Annotated in this window: 20 protein-coding genes and 1 riboswitch; of the genes, 11 read left to right on the top strand and 9 right to left on the bottom strand. The window is 39.2% G+C overall.

Going from position 1 to position 23,004, the window contains the following annotated elements:
• The first annotated feature begins 136 nt into the window (after positions 1-136).
• From nadX to SporoP8_RS06825, 9 genes are all read left to right on the top strand, one after another.
• Complete coding sequence (gene nadX / locus SporoP8_RS06865; RefSeq protein ID WP_085131824.1) at positions 137-919, top strand: aspartate dehydrogenase; 783 nt, start codon at positions 137-139, stop codon at positions 917-919.
• Between the two features lie 617 nt (positions 920-1,536).
• Complete coding sequence (locus tag SporoP8_RS06860; RefSeq protein WP_085131822.1) at positions 1,537-2,721, top strand: AAA family ATPase; 1,185 nt, start codon at positions 1,537-1,539, stop codon at positions 2,719-2,721.
• Between the two features lie 15 nt (positions 2,722-2,736).
• Positions 2,737-4,179 (top strand): vWA domain-containing protein, encoded by a 1,443-nt coding sequence (locus SporoP8_RS06855; RefSeq protein WP_085131820.1) that lies wholly within the window; start codon positions 2,737-2,739, stop codon positions 4,177-4,179.
• Positions 4,180-4,290: 111 nt separating this feature from the next.
• A complete protein-coding gene (locus SporoP8_RS06850) occupies positions 4,291-5,823 on the top strand; it encodes a DEAD/DEAH box helicase (protein WP_085133576.1) in 1,533 nt (510 codons plus the stop codon).
• Between the two features lie 13 nt (positions 5,824-5,836).
• Complete coding sequence (locus SporoP8_RS06845) at positions 5,837-6,616, top strand: YqhG family protein (protein WP_085131819.1); 780 nt, start codon at positions 5,837-5,839, stop codon at positions 6,614-6,616.
• 106 nt (positions 6,617-6,722) lie between these two features.
• Positions 6,723-7,412, top strand: a complete 690-nt coding sequence (locus SporoP8_RS06840) for a response regulator transcription factor (protein WP_085133575.1) — start codon at positions 6,723-6,725, stop codon at positions 7,410-7,412.
• On the top strand, positions 7,409-8,410 hold the full coding sequence (locus tag SporoP8_RS06835) for a sensor histidine kinase (protein WP_085131817.1): 1,002 nt from the start codon (positions 7,409-7,411) through the stop codon (positions 8,408-8,410). Before SporoP8_RS06840 ends, SporoP8_RS06835 begins: the two co-directional genes overlap by 4 nt.
• A 103-nt stretch (positions 8,411-8,513) precedes the next feature.
• A complete protein-coding gene (locus SporoP8_RS06830; protein ID WP_085131816.1) occupies positions 8,514-9,275 on the top strand; it encodes an ABC transporter ATP-binding protein in 762 nt (253 codons plus the stop codon).
• Positions 9,265-11,208, top strand: coding sequence for an ABC transporter permease (locus SporoP8_RS06825; RefSeq protein ID WP_085131815.1), 1,944 nt, complete (start codon positions 9,265-9,267; stop codon positions 11,206-11,208). The genes SporoP8_RS06830 and SporoP8_RS06825 overlap by 11 nt, the downstream gene beginning before the upstream one ends.
• Positions 11,209-11,255: 47 nt before the next feature.
• On the opposite strand, the gene SporoP8_RS06820 is transcribed toward SporoP8_RS06825, so the two are convergent.
• The 4 genes from SporoP8_RS06820 to SporoP8_RS06805 form a co-directional block, all read right to left on the bottom strand.
• Complete coding sequence (locus SporoP8_RS06820; protein WP_085131814.1) at positions 11,256-11,477, bottom strand: hypothetical protein; 222 nt, start codon at positions 11,475-11,477, stop codon at positions 11,256-11,258.
• A 250-nt stretch (positions 11,478-11,727) separates the two neighbouring features.
• A riboswitch (cobalamin riboswitch) is annotated at positions 11,728-11,920 on the bottom strand.
• A 149-nt stretch (positions 11,921-12,069) separates the two neighbouring features.
• Positions 12,070-13,413 (bottom strand): MATE family efflux transporter, encoded by a 1,344-nt coding sequence (locus SporoP8_RS06815; protein WP_085131813.1) that lies wholly within the window; start codon positions 13,411-13,413, stop codon positions 12,070-12,072.
• On the bottom strand, positions 13,410-13,877 hold the full coding sequence (locus SporoP8_RS06810; RefSeq protein ID WP_085131812.1) for a GNAT family N-acetyltransferase: 468 nt from the start codon (positions 13,875-13,877) through the stop codon (positions 13,410-13,412). Before SporoP8_RS06810 ends, SporoP8_RS06815 begins: the two co-directional genes overlap by 4 nt.
• Before the next feature lie 62 nt (positions 13,878-13,939).
• Entirely contained in the window at positions 13,940-14,500 is a 561-nt protein-coding gene (locus SporoP8_RS06805; protein ID WP_085131811.1) for a TetR/AcrR family transcriptional regulator, read from the bottom strand.
• Positions 14,501-14,700: 200 nt separating this feature from the next.
• Here SporoP8_RS06805 and SporoP8_RS06800 point away from each other — a divergent pair, with 200 nt between their 5' ends.
• Positions 14,701-16,137 carry an NAD(P)H-binding protein gene (locus SporoP8_RS06800; protein ID WP_085131810.1) on the top strand — a complete coding sequence of 479 codons (1,437 nt, stop codon included), beginning with the start codon at positions 14,701-14,703 and terminating at the stop codon, positions 16,135-16,137.
• 97 nt (positions 16,138-16,234) lie between these two features.
• Here the strand turns inward: SporoP8_RS06800 and SporoP8_RS06795 are convergent, their stop codons facing one another.
• The 3 genes from SporoP8_RS06795 to SporoP8_RS06785 all read right to left on the bottom strand — a co-directional run bounded on the left by SporoP8_RS06795 (position 16,235) and on the right by SporoP8_RS06785 (position 19,286).
• Positions 16,235-17,980 carry a GMC family oxidoreductase gene (locus SporoP8_RS06795; RefSeq protein ID WP_085131809.1) on the bottom strand — a complete coding sequence of 582 codons (1,746 nt, stop codon included), beginning with the start codon at positions 17,978-17,980 and terminating at the stop codon, positions 16,235-16,237.
• Between the two features lie 17 nt (positions 17,981-17,997).
• The gene (locus tag SporoP8_RS06790; protein WP_232319228.1) at positions 17,998-18,831 is read right to left on the bottom strand and encodes a gluconate 2-dehydrogenase subunit 3 family protein; all 834 of its coding nucleotides are present in this window, start codon (positions 18,829-18,831) and stop codon (positions 17,998-18,000) included.
• Between the two features lie 224 nt (positions 18,832-19,055).
• The gene (locus SporoP8_RS06785; RefSeq protein WP_085131807.1) at positions 19,056-19,286 is read right to left on the bottom strand and encodes a translocon-associated protein subunit alpha; all 231 of its coding nucleotides are present in this window, start codon (positions 19,284-19,286) and stop codon (positions 19,056-19,058) included.
• Between the two features lie 294 nt (positions 19,287-19,580).
• On the opposite strand from SporoP8_RS06785, the gene SporoP8_RS06780 reads away from it, so the two are divergent.
• A complete protein-coding gene (locus tag SporoP8_RS06780) occupies positions 19,581-20,093 on the top strand; it encodes a flavin reductase family protein (protein WP_085131806.1) in 513 nt (170 codons plus the stop codon).
• Between the two features lie 106 nt (positions 20,094-20,199).
• On the opposite strand, the gene SporoP8_RS06775 is transcribed toward SporoP8_RS06780, so the two are convergent.
• Both SporoP8_RS06775 and SporoP8_RS06770 read right to left on the bottom strand, forming a co-directional pair.
• Entirely contained in the window at positions 20,200-21,606 is a 1,407-nt protein-coding gene (locus SporoP8_RS06775) for a purine-cytosine permease family protein (RefSeq protein ID WP_085131805.1), read from the bottom strand.
• 513 nt (positions 21,607-22,119) lie between these two features.
• Positions 22,120-23,004, bottom strand: coding sequence for a hypothetical protein (locus tag SporoP8_RS06770; RefSeq protein WP_085131804.1), 885 nt, complete (start codon positions 23,002-23,004; stop codon positions 22,120-22,122).

Genomic DNA, 23,004 nt, shown 5'->3' with positions numbered 1-23,004 from the left:
ACCTCCCAATTTTTCTATCAGTTATCCATATCATCTTATTCGTACCTTGTGTTGTTTATGTATAGCCAGGGTAATGTAGTAGAAAGTCATCTATTTCTGGAAGAAGTGTATATACTGATAGAAGAGGTGTTGTAAAATGAAAATCGGTATTATTGGGACTGGCAATATTGCGCAATATCTATTAGAAAGTATCAATGGGGACGGCAAAGTGGTCGGTGAAATTGTCTCGATATTCGGACGTAACCTAGAGGTGGGTCTAAGGCTAGAATCACAGTACAGTGCAAAGTTCTATACAGACTTTCAGCAGTTCATTCAGTCTACTATGGATGTAGTCGTGGAAGCTGCAACGATTGAAGTCGCAATAGAACGTGTGGAAGAAGTACTGGACAATAAGAAAGATCTGGTATTGAGCAGTATCGGTGTATTTAAAGATATGGAGTATTTAAATGAAATGATAGAAGTAGCGCGGAAGAATCAGCAACATATTTACCTACCTTCAGGAGCGATTGGTGGACTGGATCTTCTGCAATCAGCTAATTCCCTAGGTGGATTAAAGGAAGTTCGCATTACAACTAGGAAATCCTACCAATCATTGGGACTAGATGTGAAGCACGTAGAACAATGTATTTTTGATGGTGTAGCTCTAGATGCAATTGAAAAGTTTCCTAAAAACGTCAACGTTGCATTGTTATTATCAATTGCAGGACTTGGTGCAGATAAAACGGCAGTACGCGTTATAGCAGATCCGAATATTCAACGAAATACACATCATATTGAAGCAAAAGGTGATTTCGGTAAAATGAACTTACTAATAGAAAATGAGCCGATGCCAAACAACCCTAAAACAAGTTATCTGGCAGCATTAAGTATAGTATCTACTTTACAAAATAAAGGGAATGCGATTACAATAGGAAGCTAAATAAAGCCAGTTTCATATGTTTGGAGATAAAAAAGAAGAAGCATAGATGCGATACTATGTGAAATCGACAGACGATATCCCAGCTGTAGGAAGAATAACTATATTAGTCGATCGGAATACGTGAGTAAACTATCTTCATACATGGATTGGTCATGTAATGGAATTACTGCATTACTAGATCAGAATGGAAATGTAGTAGTAGACCAGGTATAGTATTAAGATTTCTAACAAGCACACGATAACCTGCAAGTAAAAGAAAAGGCTATCCATCATTGCGATGGATAGCCTTTTTGTTATTACAGCATTTAACTACTTGTCTAGCATCACGATAGTGGTTGTCTAATCCTTGTACAGTATTTTGAAAATATATTCAAGAAATTATTCATCAAACGAGTGGATAAGTGTTAAAAGGGGTAAGAGAAGTAGAAAGGTTACTGAAAATAATTGCTTAATCCAAATGTATAACGTTATGTAAAAGGTTAGACAAGAATAAAAAATAAAATTTTAAACAATTATGGAAAAAGTCATGGGTTAGATGGTTAAAAGCTTCCTATTACAGTCACACTGTTACATAAAGAGAACAATGATTCGTTATTATGAATTGAGGGGATGTCTATATGGATACTAATATAAAGAAGTTACATGAAATAAAAAAGGCATTGAACGCAAAGTTCTTTGAACGTGAAAATGAAGTAGAAGGAATTTTAGTAGCTCTTCTATCTAAACAACATATGTTAATGATTGGGCCGGCTGGGACAGCGAAATCTGCACTATCAGTTGAGTTAGCAAAAATCGTGAACGGTACGTCCTATTTTCAATGGTTACTGACCAGATTCAGTACCCCTGAAGAAGTATTCGGACCTTTGTCGTTAAAAGATTTAGAAGAAGGCGTTTATAAGCGCAACACTGCTACTAAAATGCCAGAAGCGCATTTGGTGTTTTTGGATGAAATATTTAAAGCAAACTCTGCCATATTAAACAGTTTATTAACCTTAATCAACGAAAGGTTATTTTATAATGATGGACAACCTATGGAAGTGCCATTAATGTCGGTCATTGGTGCTTCCAACGAATACCCTGAAGAAGGTGAAGGGCTTGAAGCATTATTTGACCGTTTCCTATTACGTTTCGAAATCAATTTCATTGCAGATGAAACAAATTTTGTATCGATGATGAAAGATGAAGGTGAACATATTGAAATCCCGACGATGCATTTGGATGACTTAGTACAACTTCAAAACATGACCAACAAAGTACATCTTCCAGATGAAATATATGAGACATTGTCTACCATTCGAAGAGAACTCCAGGACGAAGGAATTCAGCCGTCGGATCGTCGATTCAAACAATCTTTAAGTATCTTGCAAGCGAGGGCTTTGATCAATCAAAGAGAATCCGTACAGGCAGATGATATGGTGATTCTTGAGAATGCACTCTGGGAGACTTTGGATCAAAAAGAGACTGTTTGTACTATTGTTCGCAAACACTCACAAGATGTATTAGCACAAAGGCTTTCAGCGATTGAAAATGAAGCGAATGAAATCTATGATTCCGCAGTACGTGATCAATCAACAGAAGCAGGTATGGAAGCGGTCCAGAAGATTTCTGCTTTATCAACCGAATTAAATAATCTAAAAGAGCAAAATGTAAGCCGTACTACTGAAGTGGATCACTTACAAAAACAAATTACTTCCTTGAAAAATGAAGTAGAAAGTAGTCGAATGGATACTGCATACTACGGTGAAACGAACGAAAAGAAAGACGAAAATGGTGAGCAACGTGGTGTCTTCTTCAGAATGTAAAAGGAGTGATAGTCTATGAAAAGAAGTAAAATAATTAGAGATCATCGCTCCGTACTGAATACAGATGCATTTGATAAAAGACGCTTTAAAGAACTGTTTGAGATGTCAGACGGTTTGCAAAAGGTCTGTGAGGAAGGACAATTACCTACTACGGAAGCGCTGCTTGGCGATGTCTGGGCAGCATTATATAAAATGAAACCACGAATTTTACTTGAGCGAATAAATCCAGCACTGAAACCGAATAAGACCATGATAGAAAAGCTAATGAAAGATGAACATTTTGAAGAATATAGAAACTTTACTCGATTGGACGATTTGGCCGCAACTGTCTGTACCATAAAGTTGATTGAGAAAGTCAATCTATGGCTCGCGGAAGCAAAAGCTATGGATGAAGAGTTACTGAAGAAAATGGAAGCCGTAGAAGCGCTACAAGATGATGTGCCGGTTGAACAGTTGAATCGACAACAGGACGAAATAGAAGATGGACCTGTCCAAGAATTAGCCGATGCTTCTGATAAGTTAAATGAACAGCTAGAATTTACATTTGAAACGAATGGCGAACGATTTTTGCAAGCAATCGATGAAGCGGTTGAAGAATCGATCAAAGTAAAAGACAGCCTGATTTCTCTGATGGGTGGGAGCAGTGCAGGTAAAGGGGACGCAGAGTTAAAGAAAGTGCCATTGCGTGAACAACTTGCAGTGGCAGATCAAGTAGCGATGGATCCCAAAATGCAAGAAATCGCAGAGTGGGCTGGTCGTTTTCAAGAAGTGGCGCGAGAAAAGCAGAAGACGAACTATGTGGAGGCAATCGAGAGGCGTGGCGTTACGATTGGCAATGAAATGGAACGTCTTCTACCGATGGAATTAGGACTCTATTCAAATGACTCAACGAAAAAAGATTTCCTGCGCCGCTTTGCGGAAGGAAACACGATGCAGTTTGAACAGAAGAAGCGAGAGAACCTTGGCAAAGGCCCAATTATTTTTTGTCTTGACCAATCGGGAAGTATGAAGTTGCTTGATAATCAGTCAAAAGGGTTTATCTTGGCGCTGCTATCTATCGCCAAGAAACAAAGCCGGGATTTATGCGTTCTATTATTTTCTACAACTATTCAAAAAGAAGTGTTCACTAAAGGTAAGATCACTTCAAATGAACTTGCACGACTTGCCAGAACGTTTTTGGGTGGGGGAACAGACTTTACACTGTCATTGCAAGCCGCCCTTGAAGTAATAGAAGACAGTACATTCAAACATGCAGATGTCATTTTTGTTAGCGATGGAGAAGACGAGATTAGCGAAAGTTTTCTAATTGAATTCAATGAGAAGAAAAAACAAAAGGAATTCAATGTACTTACTCTAGCAATAGGGAAAGATACAGTTGTCGCAGAATCATTCTCAGACCGTGTCCTTCATATAACCGATTTTGATGACGAAGGAAGTTTTATCGCTTTTGAAATTTAATAGATGCATGATCTAAAACCCTTCATCAATGGAGGGTCTTTTTTGTTTATCATAATATTTTCTTTTCTGGGTATTCTAATCAAAACATACAAGCTAGTTGAGGTGATTGGAATGCTAATTGAAAGATCTTCTTCTTGGAGAGAAGGATTTATTCAACGACTTGAAAACCATGAACCATGGAATAATTCGGTGCTGTATAACATGAGCTATGACATCACGAAAAATAACTTAATCACTGATTTTACTGGATTGCAGTCACTTGCTTACTTACCAAACGTAAAACCGTTACCTCATCAAATAAAAGCGGCTGAACGAGTGATTGAACAGATGAATGGTAAAGCGATTTTAGCGGATGAGGTAGGGCTTGGTAAGACTATTGAAGCAGGCCTGATTATTAAAGAATATTTGCTGAGAGGACTTGTGAAAAAAGTACTGATATTAGTACCCGCTTCTCTCGTTAATCAATGGGTGGAAGAGCTATATACGAAATTCCACATCCCTGCGCTGTTGTACAAAAAGAATTACGAGCTCGATTATGTGGACGTAGTAGTCATGAGTATGGACACTGCTAAACGCAGTCCACATAAGGAGAAAGTATTCGCGCAAGACTATGATTTGATTATCGTAGATGAAGCGCATAAATTAAAAAACCATCAGACGATCAGTTATGAATTTGTACAAAGCTTGAAGAAGAAATTTTGTTTATTGCTTACAGCAACACCGATCCAAAATGATACGTTTGAATTGTTTTATCTGGTGACGCTACTTAAACAAGGTCATTTAGGAAACTATGATGAGTTTTCATCAGTATTTTCTGCTAAAAACCGTGATGAAGAACGAGATAGTTATTTAAAGGAACTAGTTAGCCAAGTCATGGTACGTAACAGGCGCCAAGACACGGGTGTGGAATGGTCTACACGAAAGATTCATACAGTTCCTATCACATTTACGGACAATGAAAGGCAGGCCTACACAGCTATATCCAATCTGAAACAAATATCCCCGGTATTTTCAGATGCATTTTCCACGATGACTTTACAAAGGGAAATGTGTAGTAGCCCTGAAGCCACCATGGGCACATTAAGGAAAAAACTGCAGGAATGTAAGCAAGTGGAAGAAGTCTCATATGTAGAAAATGTCATCGAACAATTGGAAAAGTTGTCGATTCATTCAAAAGCTAAAAAGGCAGCCGAATTAATTATACAAGCGAACGAAAAGGTGATTATTTTCACTGAATATCGCATGACGCAATTATATTTGAGTGACTATTTGTATGCGAACGGTATATCGAATGTCATTTTCAACGGTAAGTTAAGCAAAAGCAGCCGGGAGTGGATTAAACATTTATTTAAGTCACAAGCGCAAGTGCTAATTGCGACAGAGTCTGGAGCAGAGGGAATTAACCTACAATTTTGCCATCATGTCATCAATTATGATCTCCCTTGGAATCCAATGAAATTAGAACAACGGATTGGTCGTGTTCATCGATTAGGACAAGAACACGATGTACAGATTTATAATTTGGCTGTAAAAGAAACAATTGATGACCATGTGATGAAAGTGCTGCAAGGAAAGATTGAGACGTTCGAACAAGTAGTAGGCCAACTAGATGATATTTTGGAAATGAAAGAACAGTCTGTGTGAAGGAGGAGAATGGATGCATTCGACAGAAATCCATACGTATCTTCACAGATTCTTCACGGAGAATGACTGTGAAATACTTCATGGAAATGATCATTATTTAACTGTGCAACTAACAATCGAAATGGATAAAAAAATCATGAACCGCCCTTTTTATTGGCGGTATATTGAAAGCGTCAATGAGATACCGAATCCGGCACAGCTCACGCTAATTACCAATATGAAGCAGTTGCAAAACGGAATGAAAGGGGAAGTAATTCATCTGGGATCTCCACGGCTGCATCAATTATTTCGATTGACCAAAGAGATGGGACAGTTCGTGAAAATGTACGAGCGCATAGTAGACACTAACGAACAGCTGATTTTGACTCCGTGGGTGGGTGTAAATTATAAAGTGTCATTCACCAGTCATCAAACGAAGGAGATGTTGTATTCAATAGGTATCAATTTGATGACGGGTGCTGTCGTAAATGAGTTCCAGGAGACGATTGGTATGCGGGATTTATCTGACCAATCGTCTGAAAAAGTATTTCATTTACCTTATATCATCACTCCTGTTCGTGCGCTTGATCGATTGGATACTGTGATCATTCAAGTAATTGAAGGTGAAGACCTTACGTGGATGGAGGAAGCAGAAAAGAGATGGAAGAAAGACCAAGCGGTATTAGATTATTTTTATGAAGGACAAGATCCTAAACCTGAATGTTATGAGATAGAGAAGCAAGCAATGGAAGAACGTTTTAAACCCAGGATTACGGTGGATGTTGTGAATGGCGGGTTATTTTATTTGAAATAGAAATCAAAACAGCGCGTAAGTGAATCTACTTTCACTTGCGCGCTGTTTTGATTCTGATTGCTTATAGGATAAACTAATAGCAATTAAGAAAAGTGTGGTGAGTTCATTGTTTACAATTATGTTGATTGAAGATGATCAAACATTATTTGAAGAAATAAAAGAACGTTTAACGCAATGGTCCTACTCGGTGGCGGGAATCCGGGATTTTGGGAGTGTACTGCAAGAATTCACGGAAATCAAACCGGATCTTGTCATCATCGACATCCAATTACCAAAGTTCGATGGATTTCATTGGTGTAGGATGATCCGAACGCATTCAAACGTCCCAATTATTTTCTTGTCTTCACGTGATCATCCGACTGATATGGTGATGTCGATGCAACTCGGAGCCGACGATTTCGTTCAAAAGCCATTTCACTTTGATGTATTGATTGCAAAAATCCAAGCGATCTTACGCCGTGTGTATAGCTATAGTACTGATCAGACATTGGAAGTGAAAACGTGGTGTGGTGCCGCAGTGGATTTTGTGAAAGGTACGCTCACCAATGAAAAAGGGACTATTGAGTTGACGAAAAATGAAATATACATCTTGAAAGTATTGATAGAAAGAAAGAATGAAATTGTATCAAGAGAAGAAATCATCACCGGTCTTTGGGATGATGAACGATTTGTCAGCGATAATACGCTGACAGTCAACGTGAACCGTTTGCGTAAACGGATTGCGGAAATCGACTTGGTAGATGTGATCGAAACAAAAGTGGGGCAAGGGTATATGGCGAAGGGAGAACAATTATGATTCGGTTATATCTTAAGGAACGTGCTAGTTGGATACTGTTCTTCATCTTCTCGCAACTGCTCGTTCTAGCAATGGGCTATTTGGACACAAGTATTCCGCTTTTGTCTACTGTCTATATTGCATTCATTTCCTGTTTATCTTTCGTTATTTTTATAGTCATGCGTTATGAAAAAGAATCGAGATTCTATAAACGCTTAGAAACATTAGAACCATCATTTGATCTAACTGCAATACCTGAAGCTAACAGCCCTTTCGAAGCCATTGTCTCAAACAGGATGTCCGAACAAATTCAAGAGTTTAAACACCAGTTGGATCAATTGCAAATTAGTGTAGAACAAGAGAAAGATGACATGTTGAATTGGATACATGAAGTGAAAACACCGCTGACAACGTTGCAATTAATGATAGATCGCACGGATCCTGTGCTCCGATCCCAGTTAATGTACGAGTGGCTTCGGATTCATCTATTACTTGACCAACAACTACATCTAAAGCGCATCCCATTCATCCAAAATGATTTATATATCGAAAAGACAGATGTGCGGAAGTTGCTATTTCAAGAGATAAAATCGTTAAGACAATGGTGTATGCAAAAGCGTGTTGGTTTTGATGTATCATTGGAAACAGAAGAAGTATTGACTGATGCCAAATGGCTTGGCTTCATTATCAGGCAGTTGCTGGCGAATGCGGTGAAATACAGCGAGAATGCGGACATAAGTATCCAGAGCACTAGTAAGGATGGAATCACTACGCTAACGATCGAAGATGTTGGGCAAGGAATTGCTTCAAGGGACTTGTCTCGTATATTCGATAAAGGCTTCACTGGAACAGCAAACCATCAAAATCATGCTGCCACGGGAATGGGGTTGTACTTAGCAAAACAGGTAGCAGAATCCCTCCTGATTACGATTGTAGTAGAGTCAACAGTAGGAGAAGGTACGCGGTTCTCTTTGATTTTTGCGATGGAAAACGAATTGATTCGAATAGCGCGTATGTAGGAGCATGTGACATGATCGTCACATGCTCTTTCTAATTGTCATATTAAAGGCGGGAGAAAAATCTATACATTGAGTAAGATAGAATGAACAAGGAGTGATGGACATGGTAATCTTACAAGCAACGAAAATCTATAAGACATACGGCAATAAATTCAATAAACAAGAAGTATTAAGTGCACTGGATCTAAACATACAAAAAGGTGAATTCGTCAGCATCATGGGGGCATCGGGCTCGGGAAAAACGACTCTACTGAACGTACTTTCATCCATTGACCGCGTCAGCCAGGGGACGATCAGCATAGAAGGGCAGAACCTTAACAACATGAAAGAAAAGCAAATGGCGGAATTTCGAAAACGTCATCTGGGCTTCATCTTTCAGGACTATAACCTACTCGACACGTTAACAGTAAAAGAAAACATACTACTTCCATTATCTGTGCAGAAAGTGCCTAGAAAATTAGCCAATGAAAAATTCCTTGCAGTGGCGGAGGAATTGGGTATTTCAGAAATTGCTACTAAATATCCAAATGAAATCTCGGGTGGACAAAAGCAAAGAACGTCTGCCGCACGAGCATTCATACATGATCCGAGCATCATTTTTGCGGATGAACCAACAGGCGCTCTTGACTCAAAGGCGGCATCCGATTTGTTGAACAAATTAAGTGATCTCCATACGAAACGAAATGCCTCTATCATTATGGTCACTCATGACCCTCTTGCCGCAAGTTTTAGTGAGCGTGTCGTGTTCATCAAAGACGGACAAATTTATACGCAACTGAATAAAGGAGACCAAACGCGGAACGAATTTTTCAATGATATTATCAAAACGCAAGGTGTACTGGGTGGTGTGCAACATGACGCTTAATCAGCTAATCTTCCGCAATATCAAGAAAAATCTTAAGCATTATTATGTGTATATCTTTGCACTGATTTTTAGCGTAGGCTTATACTTTTCATTCGTAACGTTGCAATTCGATCCAGCATTAGACGATGCAACAGAAGGAAGGAAAGGTGCGGCAGCTATTAAGTCAGGTTCAGTTTTTCTGATTGTTATCGTGTCTGTATTCTTGCTATATGCTAACAATCTATTCATTAAACGACGCAGTAAGGAGATTGGATTATTTCAATTGATTGGAATGACGAAAGGAACTGTTTTCCGTATTTTAAGTGTGGAGAATTTCGTTTTATACATCGGTTCTCTCATTGTAGGGATATTCTTAGGGTTTTCGATGTCACGATTACTCATGCTGATTCTATTTAAGGTCACCGGTGTAACGGATGTTGCGACTTTGCGTTTCTCTTCGGATGCATTACTTCAGACGTTGATAGTCTTTGCGGCAATCTTTGTATTGATTTTGATCATGAATGCACTATTCATTAAACGTCAAAGTATATTGTCTTTGTTCCGTGTGACCACCGTGACACAACAGCGGGTGAAAAAGATGTCAATATTCCAGGCGATCATCGGTGTGTTCGGTATCCTTCTCATTGTATTCGGCTATTATTTATCATCTCGATTATTTAGTAGTGTGTTTCTTGGAAATCAGCTATTTCTAGTGATGATCGTCATACTAGCTTCTGTGGTCTTAGGAACCTATTTATTTTATAAAGGCTCCGTCAGCTTTATCTTTAACATGATTCGCAAACGTAAAGGAGGATATTTGAACGTTAACGACGTGCTGTCTCTCTCATCCATTATGTTTCGAATGAAATCCAATTCTCTTTTATTGATGATTATTACGACGCTATCTGCGCTATCCATTACGTTATTGTCGTTAAGTTATATATCGTATTACTCAGTAGAGAAGTCAGTGGAGCGAACTATTCCTGCCGACTTTACCATTCCTGATATTACGCGTGCAATGGAATTTACGCAGTCACTTGACAGTGAAGGCATAGCCTATTCAGAGTCAGCTATTGATCTATTGACTATACCTGTTGATTTATCGACAGTTCTATCTATTTCAGGTGGGGAAAGTGAAGAGATGAGTTACACTGATATGCAAATGATTGTCATTAGTGATGAAGTAATGCCGGAGATAGACGTAGAAGAAAAGGAATTGCTCTTCGTTAACTCTGATAGTTTTACGGAAAACTTTATGAAATTCCAAGCGAATCAGCAAATCGTATTTCAAGGCAAAGAGCATATGTATGATCTGACACTGAAAGGGACGGAAAGAGTAGCTGTTCTTCCAACGCGTGTAGCTTATGGTTTTGTTGTCGCGGTAGTGGATGATCAAGTATTTCAGAAAATGAACGTAGATAAGGACCCTTCCATAACGCCTGAATTTACTGAGTATCATGGAGTGGATATCAAGAATGAAAATGATCTAGAAAAAGCGAATGAACTATTTAATGTGTTGGGAATAAATGAATGGGCAGGGCATGAATCGAAGCTTGAGGAGAAAACGAAACAAATACAAGGTGCAGGCATGATTATGTTCATCGTTGGATTCCTTGGTCTCGCTTTCCTTGTTACGTCTGGCTGCGTCCTATACTTTAAACAGATGGACGAAAGTGAAGATGAAAAATCGAATTACACCATTCTTCGTAAACTAGGCTATACACAAACAGATTTACTAAAAGGGATTCAACGAAAGCAGGTATTTAATTTCGGTATTCCATTAGTCGTCGGTCTCTTACACAGCTATTTTGCTGTAAAATCCGGCTGGTTCTTATTCGGTACTGAAATGCTGACACCAACGATTATGGTGATGTTAATCTACACAGCGCTATACTCTATATTTGGTTTGCTTTCTGTGTTCAATTATAAGCGCGTGATTAAAGATTCGTTATAATACAGTAATACCCCCTGACACAAAGGTCAGGGGGATTTTAGCGCGAATTAGTTACTACCTACTAACTCAGCTACTACGATTTGATAGGCTTTATCTAAATTAGCCAATTGTTTAGCTTTTTCTGCTATGTCATTCGTGGGATCTTCGGAAATTTGTTTTTTTACATCTTTCACTAGTATGGGAAGGGGGGTAGAGTGTGTGCTCACACGTTCCGACATTAGGGTGTCCTTTAATAAGTTTGTAAAGTCATTGATTGTTTGATTGTGCATAATTCATTCTCCTCATCGTGTTTGTAATTTTTCGTTGACAGTAAAAAACATCCATCCGGTATATACCAGGATAGATGTTAAGTGGGAAGCCATGACGAATTAAACGGTTCGGCAGGAAATACATTTGTGTAGGATCGACAGAAACTATATCGAATCCACCTAAAGAATGTCCTGATTTCGTTTGTTCGTACGTCGGCTTTTGTATGATTTTTCATAAGCCGCACTTGACACCTCCTATCCGCGTAGGGTATTGGTGTGTACTGATCTAGGCAGGTCTCCTGGCTCGTTTTCAACGTATAATTCACCTTCCCATTTCCCTTTGCGGTGAAACAGTGGTAACGAATTATACTCCAACTCACAGTTGCGGGACAGCATCGGTTTTTCACCGATTTCCCTTTTAAGCGTTTACGAACGATAAACGCACCTATCTCTAACACGATATTCAGTTGCTCTTTCAGTATATCATTCTTATTTACGAAAGGAACAAAAATAATGCAGCCTCTTCCAAGACAACAAAAACGCACCCTACTCCTATGGAACGTATTACTTGGAACGATGATAAATAGTTCCGTCCGGTTCTATGACGTACTATTTATCCAATTAAGGAATGTCGAGTAGCATTCCTTTGATATAGGTAGACACCAATAAATACGACAAACTCAGAGGCTGGAATGGACAACCAAATACCATTCAAACCAAAGAAACGAGGTAAAATCATCAAGAAGAGCAACATGATGATGATTTCGCGTGAAGCAGTAATCCAAGTTGCCATCCGTACATTGCCGATAGACTGATAATATGTCATCATCACAAAGTTCGTACCGGTGAACAAATAAGCAAAGAAGAATAGATTAATTCCGGAAGTAGCCAAATCTCTTACGGCTTGTGGGAAGTCTCCAAAGATCGATACGATAGGGCCCGCCGCGAATTGACCGACAAGGAAAAACACGGCACCTGCGATGACAACGGTAAGTGTGGCTTTTTTTACGGTTTCTTTCATCCTTATCCGGTTGCCGGAGCCTTGATAGTAACTGATAAGTGGCTGAATCGCACCGCCCATTCCGAGGAATAGCATTAGCATGACACTGTGTACATAGTTCAAAATAGAGAAGGCCGCAACACCTTCCGTGCCCGCCATCCGTTCGAACGCGATATTATGTGTAATGGTAAAGAAGGAGATTCCTAACTCGGAAAGGAAACTCGGAAATCCAACAAAAAGAATGGCCAGGAACAGCTTTTTATTGAATTTCAAGCGAATTAGTTTCAAGTTATTATTTTTCTTGAAAAAGTGTGTTGCGAGTACTAGCATACCCATGAAAGAAGCAATAATGGTGGCGGATGCAGCACCGGCAACGCCGTAATCAAAAATGAATAAGAACACATAATTCAAGATAATGTTAACGACAGAAGTCACAATTAGCCCGGCCATTGAAAGATTCGGTGCTCCATCATTGCGTACGAAAATACTAAATGTGTTTTCTACAGTAAAGATAAAGCCAAATAGTAAAATCACAAATAAGTATTGCGATACATAAGGGAAAGTAGTCGCATTGGCTCCAAGTGCGTAAGCTAACGAATCTCTAAAAATAAAGGCGGTTAAACCTAATATAATGGTGAATAAGAAAATGGAGAAAATAGCATGTGTAAAAATTGATCGAGCTTTCTGCACATCTTTGGCACCCATTGCCATCGAATATTTCGTGGCGGCACCTATACCAATCCATAGGGAAATAGCAAAAAAGATTGTATAAACGGGAGCCGAAATTCCGACTCCCGCTAATGCTTCTGCACCCAATCGATTACCGACCATGATGCCGTCCACCACAATATTGATCGCCATTAGCAACATACCGATAGTTGATGGTATTAAATAACGTAAAAAGATACGTCCTACGGGCTCAGTATCCAAAGGACTTAACGTGGGTGAAGAATTCATTGCAAAGGACTCCTCTGAAGGTCAAGTTCCATAATGAGACAAGGGAATTCACCTAAATCATCAATTTGTCCATTTAACTCAAATCCGAACTTTTCATATAAGTGTTGTGCTGCTATATTATCTGGATATATACTCAAATAAATCTTGTCGCATTGATATTTTTCTTCCATTCTGGTAAGTAAAAGTTTAAGGAATCTGCTGGCATAACCTTTTCCTTGGTGGTGCTGATCGATCATAAAGCGATCAAGCCATACATGGCCACTATCTGCATCACGTCCATGCATTGCATAGCCGACTAAATCTTCTCCGTCGTATAATCCGATGGACTTCCATTCTGGTTCAAATTGTGATTGTGCTAGTGAAAATGAATTGCTTTCAATAAAGTTCTTTTGGTTTTCGTGTACGGATAAATAGGCAACATCCTGCCAATTTTCATTCGTTACCTCACATGCGTGGAGGCTCATAATTCCATCTCGCTTTCAATTTTGTGTGAAACAGTAAAACTACTTTTGTTTTATCAGTTTATTTAGACATCGCTTTTTTTGATAAATCCAAACAGCAGAATATCCACTATAGAATCCAGTGCTTCGGTTACAGTAATGCGATTTTCATAAAAAAACTTCCGATCAAGCGTGGAGTTCGTTGCATCTATAATCAACTTCATAAGTAACTCTACGTTTTGATCTGCAATGATTCCTTCATGAATTCCTTGTTCAATCAATTCGCGAAGTTCATCCCATTCATGAAGTGCAGTGTGGACTCGCTCCCATTGTTCGGGATGAGTTTTTTTCATCTGATCAAGGATTTGCCAGTTATAAAAATCATTGTATTTCGGTATAACTGTAATGACTTTCTTAATCTTATCTACAAGATGTAGGTCAGTGTCTTTCATAATCATATTGGTTTTTTCATCGAACTCATATAATGTCGAGTCTATAATCGCATCTAGAATTTCCGTTTTGGAAGAAAAGTGTTCGTATAATGTTCGTTTACTGATACCTAGTCTTTTGGCCAGATCATCCATTGTGAACTTCATACTTTTCTCATGAATTTCTTCGAGGAAAGCTTTCATAATTCGTGCTTTCATTTATCGTACCCCTATCTTTTTATATAGAAATAAAACTAAAAAAACATATATAGTTTTCATCGTTCTTTTATGAGTATAACTACTTTTTACATAAAAAGCAAAGGCTATTGCTTAAATTAGTATTGTTTTAATAAATAGGCTTATATAACTCTTAAATTGGGTAATTTTATTGTATACGTACAAGAGAGGGGTGGGACTGTATGGAAGAAAGGAAATTGGTTGTAGCCGTTGCGGGTGCGAGTGGATATATTGGCAATAATCTATTAAAAAAACTTAAAGGGAAAGCCAAAGTGATTGGTTTGTCGCGGAATGGAGATCAGCGGGAGAATACGGAAGACGTAGAGTGGCGATCTTGTGATTTGTTTTCTATGAAAGATGCAGAGAAGAGTTTGGCTGGTGCTGATATTGCGGTATATCTAGTTCATTCCATGCTGAAATCGGCGAAATTATCTCAAGGTAGTTTTGAAGATATGGATGTCATTTTAGCGGATAACTTTGCGCAAGCAGCCAAAAAACAAGGAATTAAACAGATTGTCTACTTGGGTGGAATTATTCCCGATGAACATGAAAAAGATTTATCACGACATTTGAAAAGCCGATTGGAAGTGGAGCGTGTTCTACGCTCGTATAACATTCCTGTCACCGCATTACGTGCAGGGCTAATCGTCGGTCCAAAAGGTTCTTCTTTCCCGATTTTATCGAAGCTAGTTAAACGGCTTCCCATAATGATTTTACCCAAATGGACACGCTCTAACACACAGCCTGTAGCACTCGATGATGTGATGAAATCATTAAGCTCATTAATACTGGACTTTGAACCAGCACAACGATCTATCGATATAGGTGGCCCCGAGGTCATGACATATAAGTCGATGATGGAGAAGACAGCAGAAGTAGTAGGTAAACCATCAAGAATGTTGGATGTACCATTCTTCTCTTTAAGTCTTTCTAGGCTCTGGTTACGTTTAGTTACACAAACACCAAAAGAGATTGTATATCCATTGGTGGAAAGTCTGAAACATCCGATGGTCGTCAATTCCAAGCGCTATGTGGAAGGTATCAGTGACGGAGAAATTCCATTCATACAAGCTGCAAGGGAAGCACTAGAGGAGGAAATGAAAGAAAGAGACATCCCAAAGAAGAAGTCGAAAATGGGTCCACTTAAGCAGGATGTTCGTTCAGTGCAGAGAATTGAATTACCTTACAGCTGGACTGCAGATGAAACAGCACGTTACTACGTCAAATGGCTTTCCACATTCTTGAATCCTTGGGTGAAAACCGATGTAGACGACCATTTGAATTGTCATATCGGTTTCCTCGGTAATCGGACATTGCTCGAATTAAGTTATTCTGCAGATCGTAGCACCAAAGATCGCTCGCTATACTATATTACAGGTGGTCTATTGATGGATCCTCATTCCAATGAACGTGGTAGAATAGAATTCCGAAAGATTCCAGGATCGAATGAAGTAATTATTGCAATACACGACTATTTGCCATCCATTCCATGGTTTATCTATTACGTTACACAAGCCAATATGCACGCATTTGTCATGTCTTGTTTCCGTCAACATATGTGTAAGCTTAGTAAGATTGAACGTGAACGATTAGGAATTGTCGCTTCTAATGTACGATGAAGAAAAATCCAGATTTGCAGTGTTGCACTACGAATCTGGATTTTTGATTATTTGAATTCAATAAGTACATAAATAGACGATAGAACCAGATGTTTTATTATGCGTTTAAAGTTGCTTGCTTCGCTTCTGCAAGCTGGCCGCCTTCTTTTAAATACTTCTCTACGCCTTCTGCTGCACGATATGCCAACGCGCCGATGGTTGAAGTGGGGTGATGACCTCCGAATTGAGGGAACGCTGAACCGCCCACTACGAATAGGTTGTCCATCTCCCACATTTGAAGATAATTATTCACCGCAGATGTCTCAGGATCTGCTCCCATGATGATGCCGCCCGCATAGTGACCGCCTGAATAAATGTGGTCGAACTCTTCGGGAACTTCATCTTCGTCAATAATATCTGCACCCATTTCTTTCATGATTTCACTGCATTTCTCTATCCCGAATTTTGCCATGTTGCGATCGTGATCTGTGTAACGATTCGTAACACGTAATAGAGGATCACCGTATTCATCTTTGTATGTTGGATCTAAATCCAAGTAGTTATGCCACCATGACATAACAGCAGGTGTATACCAAGCTACTAACGAACGATTCGCGTAATGGATCGAGTTTTTCTTAAACTCAGGTCCCCATTTTGGTGTCCCTTTAGGAACATGGTTCGTTGAAATAGCGCCATCACCGTACTGACGCATTTCGATGCCACCACCATTAATGAAATCTACATCGGAGTGATCAAAGTTATCACCAGCGAAGTCACTCATCGTACCACCAAGAGCACCTGCACCCATATAGAGATTAAACTTCTTCTTTTCAAAGTATCCCCGTGCTCCCAGGAATGTGATGTTAAATTGTCCATTAAAGTTACGTCCAATTGTTCCTTTGCGTGTGGTTGGATCATACTGTGTCCCGATATCAGAAAGCATCAACAAACGATTATTGGTGAAGGAAAACGCACCTAATACGACAACGTCTGCGGGTTGTTCATATTCAATTCCTGTACGTGTATCAGTAAACATTACACCGGTTGCTTTTCCGTCTTTATGCAAAACGCGACGCACTAAAGAGTTGGTGCGAATTTCGCAGTTTCCTGTTTTACGGGCAGTTGGAATAACTGTAGCCAATGGATCCGACTTAGCCGTGAAATCACAGCCGTACATCGTACAATAAGAGCAAAACATACAAGCATTTAATTTTTCACCGTCTGGATTCGTATACGCTTGTGATAAGTTTCCGGAAGCAACTTGAAATGGGTGATAACCCATTCTCTTAGTCGTTTCTTTAAATAGCTTTACAGCGGGCGATGCTAGCATAGGAGGGTTAGGATAATCATTTGAACGTTTATCGCCAAGTGGATCGGGTTCGCCTGAAATACCAGCGGTTTTTTCCCACTTATCATAATAAGGTTCCATTTCATCATACGTGATGCCCCAGTCTTGAATCGTCATACCTTCAGGAATTTTCTCTTTGCCGTAACGTTCAATTGTCTTGGAACGTAATTCAAAATCGATAGCTCTCCATCGATATGTAGCACCTGCCCAGTGCACACTGCCGCCACCTAAATCGGTCCCGGCCATCATTTCTGCTCTTGTCCGGACGGGAAGAGCGGTATCTTCTATTTTCACGCGTGACGTAATCGTTTCAGGCGAAAGATTTTGCATCATCTCGTAACGGTCGGTATAGCGTAATTCATCTTTAACACCGATATAATCCTGTCGTTCTTGTTTTTTACCTCGTTCTAGGGTGACTACTTGATAACCAGCTTTAGCTAATTCGGCAGAAACTACTCCACCTGCCCAACCACTTCCCACTACGACTACATCTACTTTTTTTAGTTTTTTCGCCATATGAGTTCCTCCCGTTATTAGTGACCTTGGTAATTCCGTAAGCTCTCAGGTTTCATTACGATGAAGTCTTCTTTTTCAATATCTGCTGTATAGCTCATACGTGGACCAGGGAATTCCTTCATCCTCCAGCCTTCCATATTACGGTTCCCGCCATAGACTGGATCGGCATAAGCACCTTCAATGGTTGTTTGTAATAATAGATTAAAGAATGTCGTCGAAGCGACACCGTTCATCTTCGCTTTTCCGCTATCGAACATCTGCAAGATCTCGTCTTGCTGTTCGGGCTCCAACTTGCGGAAGTTCATTTCGAATTTCTCTTGAGCTGTTTGTTCCAGTGCATGTACACCTTCCATGAAAATATCACCTCTTGTCATAGGAGTTTGATATCTGAAGGCTGGCGTAGGTACTTGCGTTTCAGCATTTGGACCTTGATCTTGTGTCGTATCTGCTTGGCTTTCATATGGATCTACCGCACCTGTTTGCAAAAAAGGCCCTTTCATATATTCTTTTCCGTTCATTCCCCATTCTCCGGCAAGTTGTCTATCGATAAAATAGGGGACACCTAGTTCAATAGCGCCTGGCCCTAGATCATCTTTAGGGAATAGCCTTTCAGTAGCAGCGGAAAGTATTAGAAAATCTTCAGCATTACTAAAGAATGTACGGGCCTCCAATAAGTGAGTATCCTCTTTTCCCATGTCTGCAGGGGCGCTTGGTTTTTGGAGCTGGTTAGTCAATAATCCGCCGAATAATGATCCACCAACTAGACCTCCAGCTAATAGGCCGGTATTTTTCATGAAATTCCTACGACTTATTCCTTTTTGCGTGTCTTCAGGTTGTCTAGGTTCTGTCACGTTGCTCTCCTCCTTGTATATATGACTTTCATAATTTACCAATGCACCTCTACTAGACATAGTGTGACGAATGGATAGAAACTATACGTTGTGCCAGGACTTTACACATTAAAACAGGGGAAAATTGAGTGATTCAGAACGTAGAATGAATATATATAATAAAAACCCCTCTATAAATCATCGTATTTGCGTGATTACAGAGGGGTTTTTCGTATTATAGGTGATTAATCGTTAGTTTTAACTTCAGTATCTGTGTCAGGTTCCATGTCTACTTCGGGCTCGTCCACATTCACATCATCATCTGGCGTTACATCAGCTGGTTGATCTACTTCAACATCGTCATTTTCATCGATTACGGGATCGTCATCTCCACAAGCACTAAGAACACCAACAGAAAGAATTGCAGCGGTTCCTACTTTCAATAAATTACTTTTCTTAAGTTTATTCAAATTCATTATAGATTTCCTCCTCTAGATGTTTGATAGACTTTCTTATGTTATTAATATCCTTATTTTAGTTTTGTAAACATAAAATATTAGAAGTGATTCTTTAGTAATGATAATGACAATAAAGTAGAAGATGACAAACGGTGGAGAAATTGCATATTCTAAAAGAAAACGTGACACCAAGAGGAGAAAACTGAAGAAAGGTGGTGAAAGTGCTATGATGGATGTAGACATGCCTACTTTAAGAGTGATGGACTAGATCTGTTACGCAAATTGGCTTATTTATAAAGGAGAGAATGTTTCATGAAAAAAGAAGAACAACAGAATTTATTCAAAGAAATTATGGGGAATTATCCAACTGGTGTAACAGTGGTGACTGCAGTAACCGAAGATGGCACACCAGTTGGACTGACAGTAAACTCGTTTGCCTCTGTATCCTTGGATCCGATGCTTCTCTTATGGTCTATTGATCATAGAGTTTCTTCTATTAAAGCATTCACAGAAGGAGGTAAATTTGCTGTACACGTACTTGCTGGAAACCAACAGGAGCTTTGTAATACATTTGCAAGCCGTGTAGAAGATCGTTTCTCCACATGTAAATGGGAAATGTCAGATAATGGGTTACCGATTATCGAGGATGCATTCGGTGTATTCGAATGTAAAACATTCCAAACCATTGAAGCTGGAGATCACACCATTATTATAGGCGAAGTAATCGATCTAAAAGTTGAGAAAGATAAAGATCCTATGTTATATCACCGTAGAGTATTTGGATCTGTGCCGCCAGTTTTCTATCAACAAGATGACAAAGCGTGAATTTGAATTATTTTACAGCAATACAAAAGCCGTCTTCCAGGAGACGGCTTTTTTTATGCATATTCTATTATTTACGTACTATACAGTTTTCTAAAGTGGCTTAATATTACCCTAGTTTATCGTCTGCTGTAATATCATTTGGTTCTCGTACTAAATAATATTTACCTTTTGTATACAGAGCGATAACTACTGTCAAGACAGCAGCCAATATGGCAGCGATAAATGCAGCTGTAGATTGTAGGAATATGCCTAAATAACCAGCCGCGGCGATAGAGCCGAATGTGCTTGCTATAAGTAGCGATGCAACACCAACGGGATTCCATTTATATAAATACTCTTGTCTTGCAACGTAATAGGTGGGGCCAATTTTTAGCCACTTCTTGACGACTACTGCATCTGTCACGAGAATAGCAGCCCAAGAAAATAAGAACACACCTTGGAATGTCATGACCGTATCTAAGTGATCGACAATACCACCAAGCATTAATAAAATAGCACTTACAGCTGAGATTACTACCCAGAATCTACGTCCTGGCGTGAAGCGGAATACATTCTCGAAAAAATTTGATAGTGATAAAGAACTGCTGTAGATATTGGTGACATTAATTCGCAATTGTGTCAGCATCGTAAATAATGCACCACCAATGCCTAGCAACAGTACGATATATACGCCTGGATCTTTTTCCAAGAATCGCACACCGAACCAAATACCAAGTCCACCCATTACTCCGTAACAAAAAATCTGCGGGATGAAACCGATTGCAATCGAACCGAACTTTCTATCGGATGGCTTTAGGAAACGTGCATAGTCTGATGCGAGTAAAGCCGTTAATCCCATAATTCCATTGTGCATCCCGATACAGAACAATAGTGCAGTTCCCCCAAATTGAACGCCTTCGGGCATATAAGAGAATACGGGCCCTGTGTAAACAGCCGGTTTGATGAACGATAATATAATGGCTGTGAAAAGGAATACCATAAATATTGGCATAGACCATTTTTGAAGTTTGTCCAACTGCTCAATTCCGAACCAATTCAATGGAATAACAAGTGTGCCAAAGATGATAATTAAAATCCATTTAGGAAAGTCAGGCGTGAAATAATGAACAGCTGAAACGAGGATTAACCCTTCAAACGCGCAATACATAATGAAGTTCGAAGCGTAAATTAATGAAGTTAGCGATGATCCGATATAGCCAAATCCCCCACCACGTGATAAAAGGTTAACGTTCATGCCGGATTTAGCGGATAGATATGCAATGACAGTACCAAGCAAACCGGCGACGATGATAGCATAGATAGCCGAAACGATAGCGTTTGGTGCACCGAATTGCAAAGCCATGACACTGCCCATTTGAAAATAAAAAATGGCAGTCGCGATGCCGAACGTGATATTGGTAATACTCAGCCAACTCTTATTGCGATCTTCCAAAGGAACACGATCTAAGGAATAATCTTTTTCTGTTTCATCTTCTTCTATAGTATTCAGTGCTCTTTCTTCTTCTGTTGTCATACACATCAGCTCCTTGTAGTAAGTCGTCAATCTCTCTTGCCAGCTTTGCTAGTATGTTCTGATTCATGCAACATGATGAATTAGATTCGTTCATTGAATTGACACGTTACTATTTTAACAAAATTGTAATGAAAAAATCAAATTTAAAATATATTCGTGAAAATGACTATATAAAATTCTTATTTTATAAAAGGTTATAGAATGATAGAGAAATCAGACGTAGAAAAAAATCCTTAAAAGTATAGTTTTTAAATGAAAAGATGCAGTCTTTTATCTGGCTAGTACTTTTCTAACTGAAAGGACTAGTAGATGAAAGGATCAATCGTTAGTACCGTTACTGTAAACGATGGAGTATAAAAAAAGATGACTTCAGCACAATACTGAAGTCATCTACTAGTAGCGTAATTACTGCAACTCAATTCAAACCAGTTCATAAATTAGGGCTTAGCCCAAAGGTAAGAAAGTTTCTTGAAAATCTTTTTCAAGGAGGTTGTTTTTCCCATACCTAATCTATTATTTACGTATCATCCAGCTTTCTAATGAGTGAATAGCAATTCCACGGAACGCCTCAGCATGACTGAATGATTGTTCTACTTCTTTTAACTGTTTTTCCATATATGCATTATTTTTACCGAAGAAAGATAGATAATCACCTTCAGAAGATTTACTAGTTTCTATTGCTACACGTGCTTGCTTGCCTCTAGCGCTCGCATAATCCATTTCGCTTTGTGCTAAACTGATCATTCCATTACTACCACCTGCTTTGTTACGATAGGCCATGACATTTATACTGTCGGATTGGTCGATCAGCCATTCTGAAAGTACACCTTCACCCATACTATTCGAATAGTAGATGGAATCGAACCAAAACGGTATATCAATTCCAAAATGTAATCCAAGGCGAGTAGATTTACTAGCCGCGAATTGGATATTTTGCTGATAGCTCTTGATAGTCTCTTGTAAATTAGAATCCCATGTAGGTAAAATATACGGTTCGATATCCAAATGAATACCGGCAAACTGTTCATTATTCTCTGAAACGGATTGATACATTTCTACCCATTGAAAGAAACTTTGAACGGATTCTTGGTCAGTTGCCCAATACGGTGCGCCATCAAGGGCGTGTACTTCTATATTTTGCTCGCTAGCTTTGCGAATAAAGCGTTGATAAGCATCATTCGGAATATCTGCGTTGACTTGCAAATACAGCGTTGATACATTTTTTTTCTTTGAAAATTCGATGAGTGCATCAGATTGACTAAGTATTTGCGATGTATGCCACAACCAAGTAGCTTTTGGTTGGTCAATGCGCATCGTTAACATTGGTTTTAACCAAATGAAGTTAGATAGAATCAATAGACTTGCCACCATCCAAATTACTCGTGCTTTTTTAGACAT

The sequence above is a fragment of the Sporosarcina ureae genome, from assembly GCF_002101375.1.
Taxonomy (GTDB): domain Bacteria; phylum Bacillota; class Bacilli; order Bacillales_A; family Planococcaceae; genus Sporosarcina; species Sporosarcina ureae_B.
The sequence above is the reverse complement of the archived record's forward strand: the minus strand, read 5'-3'. Positions and strand labels throughout refer to the sequence as shown.

Bases quoted from the DNA above. Each gene is read 5' to 3' on its own strand.
- SporoP8_RS06810 (WP_085131812.1), bottom strand. From the start codon at position 13,877: ATGAGCCTCCACGCATGTGAGGTAACGAATGAAAATTGGCAGGATGTT.
- SporoP8_RS06830 (WP_085131816.1), top strand. From the start codon at position 8,514: ATGGTAATCTTACAAGCAACGAAAATCTATAAGACATACGGCAATAAA.
- SporoP8_RS06855 (WP_085131820.1), top strand. From the start codon at position 2,737: ATGAAAAGAAGTAAAATAATTAGAGATCATCGCTCCGTACTGAATACA.
- SporoP8_RS06825 (WP_085131815.1), top strand. From the start codon at position 9,265: ATGACGCTTAATCAGCTAATCTTCCGCAATATCAAGAAAAATCTTAAG.
- SporoP8_RS06770 (WP_085131804.1), bottom strand. From the start codon at position 23,004: ATGTCTAAAAAAGCACGAGTAATTTGGATGGTGGCAAGTCTATTGATT.
- SporoP8_RS06785 (WP_085131807.1), bottom strand. From the start codon at position 19,286: ATGAATTTGAATAAACTTAAGAAAAGTAATTTATTGAAAGTAGGAACC.
- SporoP8_RS06850 (WP_085133576.1), top strand. From the start codon at position 4,291: ATGCTAATTGAAAGATCTTCTTCTTGGAGAGAAGGATTTATTCAACGA.
- SporoP8_RS06780 (WP_085131806.1), top strand. From the start codon at position 19,581: ATGAAAAAAGAAGAACAACAGAATTTATTCAAAGAAATTATGGGGAAT.
- SporoP8_RS06805 (WP_085131811.1), bottom strand. From the start codon at position 14,500: ATGAAAGCACGAATTATGAAAGCTTTCCTCGAAGAAATTCATGAGAAA.
- SporoP8_RS06835 (WP_085131817.1), top strand. From the start codon at position 7,409: ATGATTCGGTTATATCTTAAGGAACGTGCTAGTTGGATACTGTTCTTC.
- SporoP8_RS06820 (WP_085131814.1), bottom strand. From the start codon at position 11,477: ATGCACAATCAAACAATCAATGACTTTACAAACTTATTAAAGGACACC.
- SporoP8_RS06815 (WP_085131813.1), bottom strand. From the start codon at position 13,413: ATGAATTCTTCACCCACGTTAAGTCCTTTGGATACTGAGCCCGTAGGA.
- SporoP8_RS06775 (WP_085131805.1), bottom strand. From the start codon at position 21,606: ATGACAACAGAAGAAGAAAGAGCACTGAATACTATAGAAGAAGATGAA.
- SporoP8_RS06860 (WP_085131822.1), top strand. From the start codon at position 1,537: ATGGATACTAATATAAAGAAGTTACATGAAATAAAAAAGGCATTGAAC.
- SporoP8_RS06795 (WP_085131809.1), bottom strand. From the start codon at position 17,980: ATGGCGAAAAAACTAAAAAAAGTAGATGTAGTCGTAGTGGGAAGTGGT.
- nadX (WP_085131824.1), top strand. From the start codon at position 137: ATGAAAATCGGTATTATTGGGACTGGCAATATTGCGCAATATCTATTA.
- SporoP8_RS06845 (WP_085131819.1), top strand. From the start codon at position 5,837: ATGCATTCGACAGAAATCCATACGTATCTTCACAGATTCTTCACGGAG.
- SporoP8_RS06800 (WP_085131810.1), top strand. From the start codon at position 14,701: ATGGAAGAAAGGAAATTGGTTGTAGCCGTTGCGGGTGCGAGTGGATAT.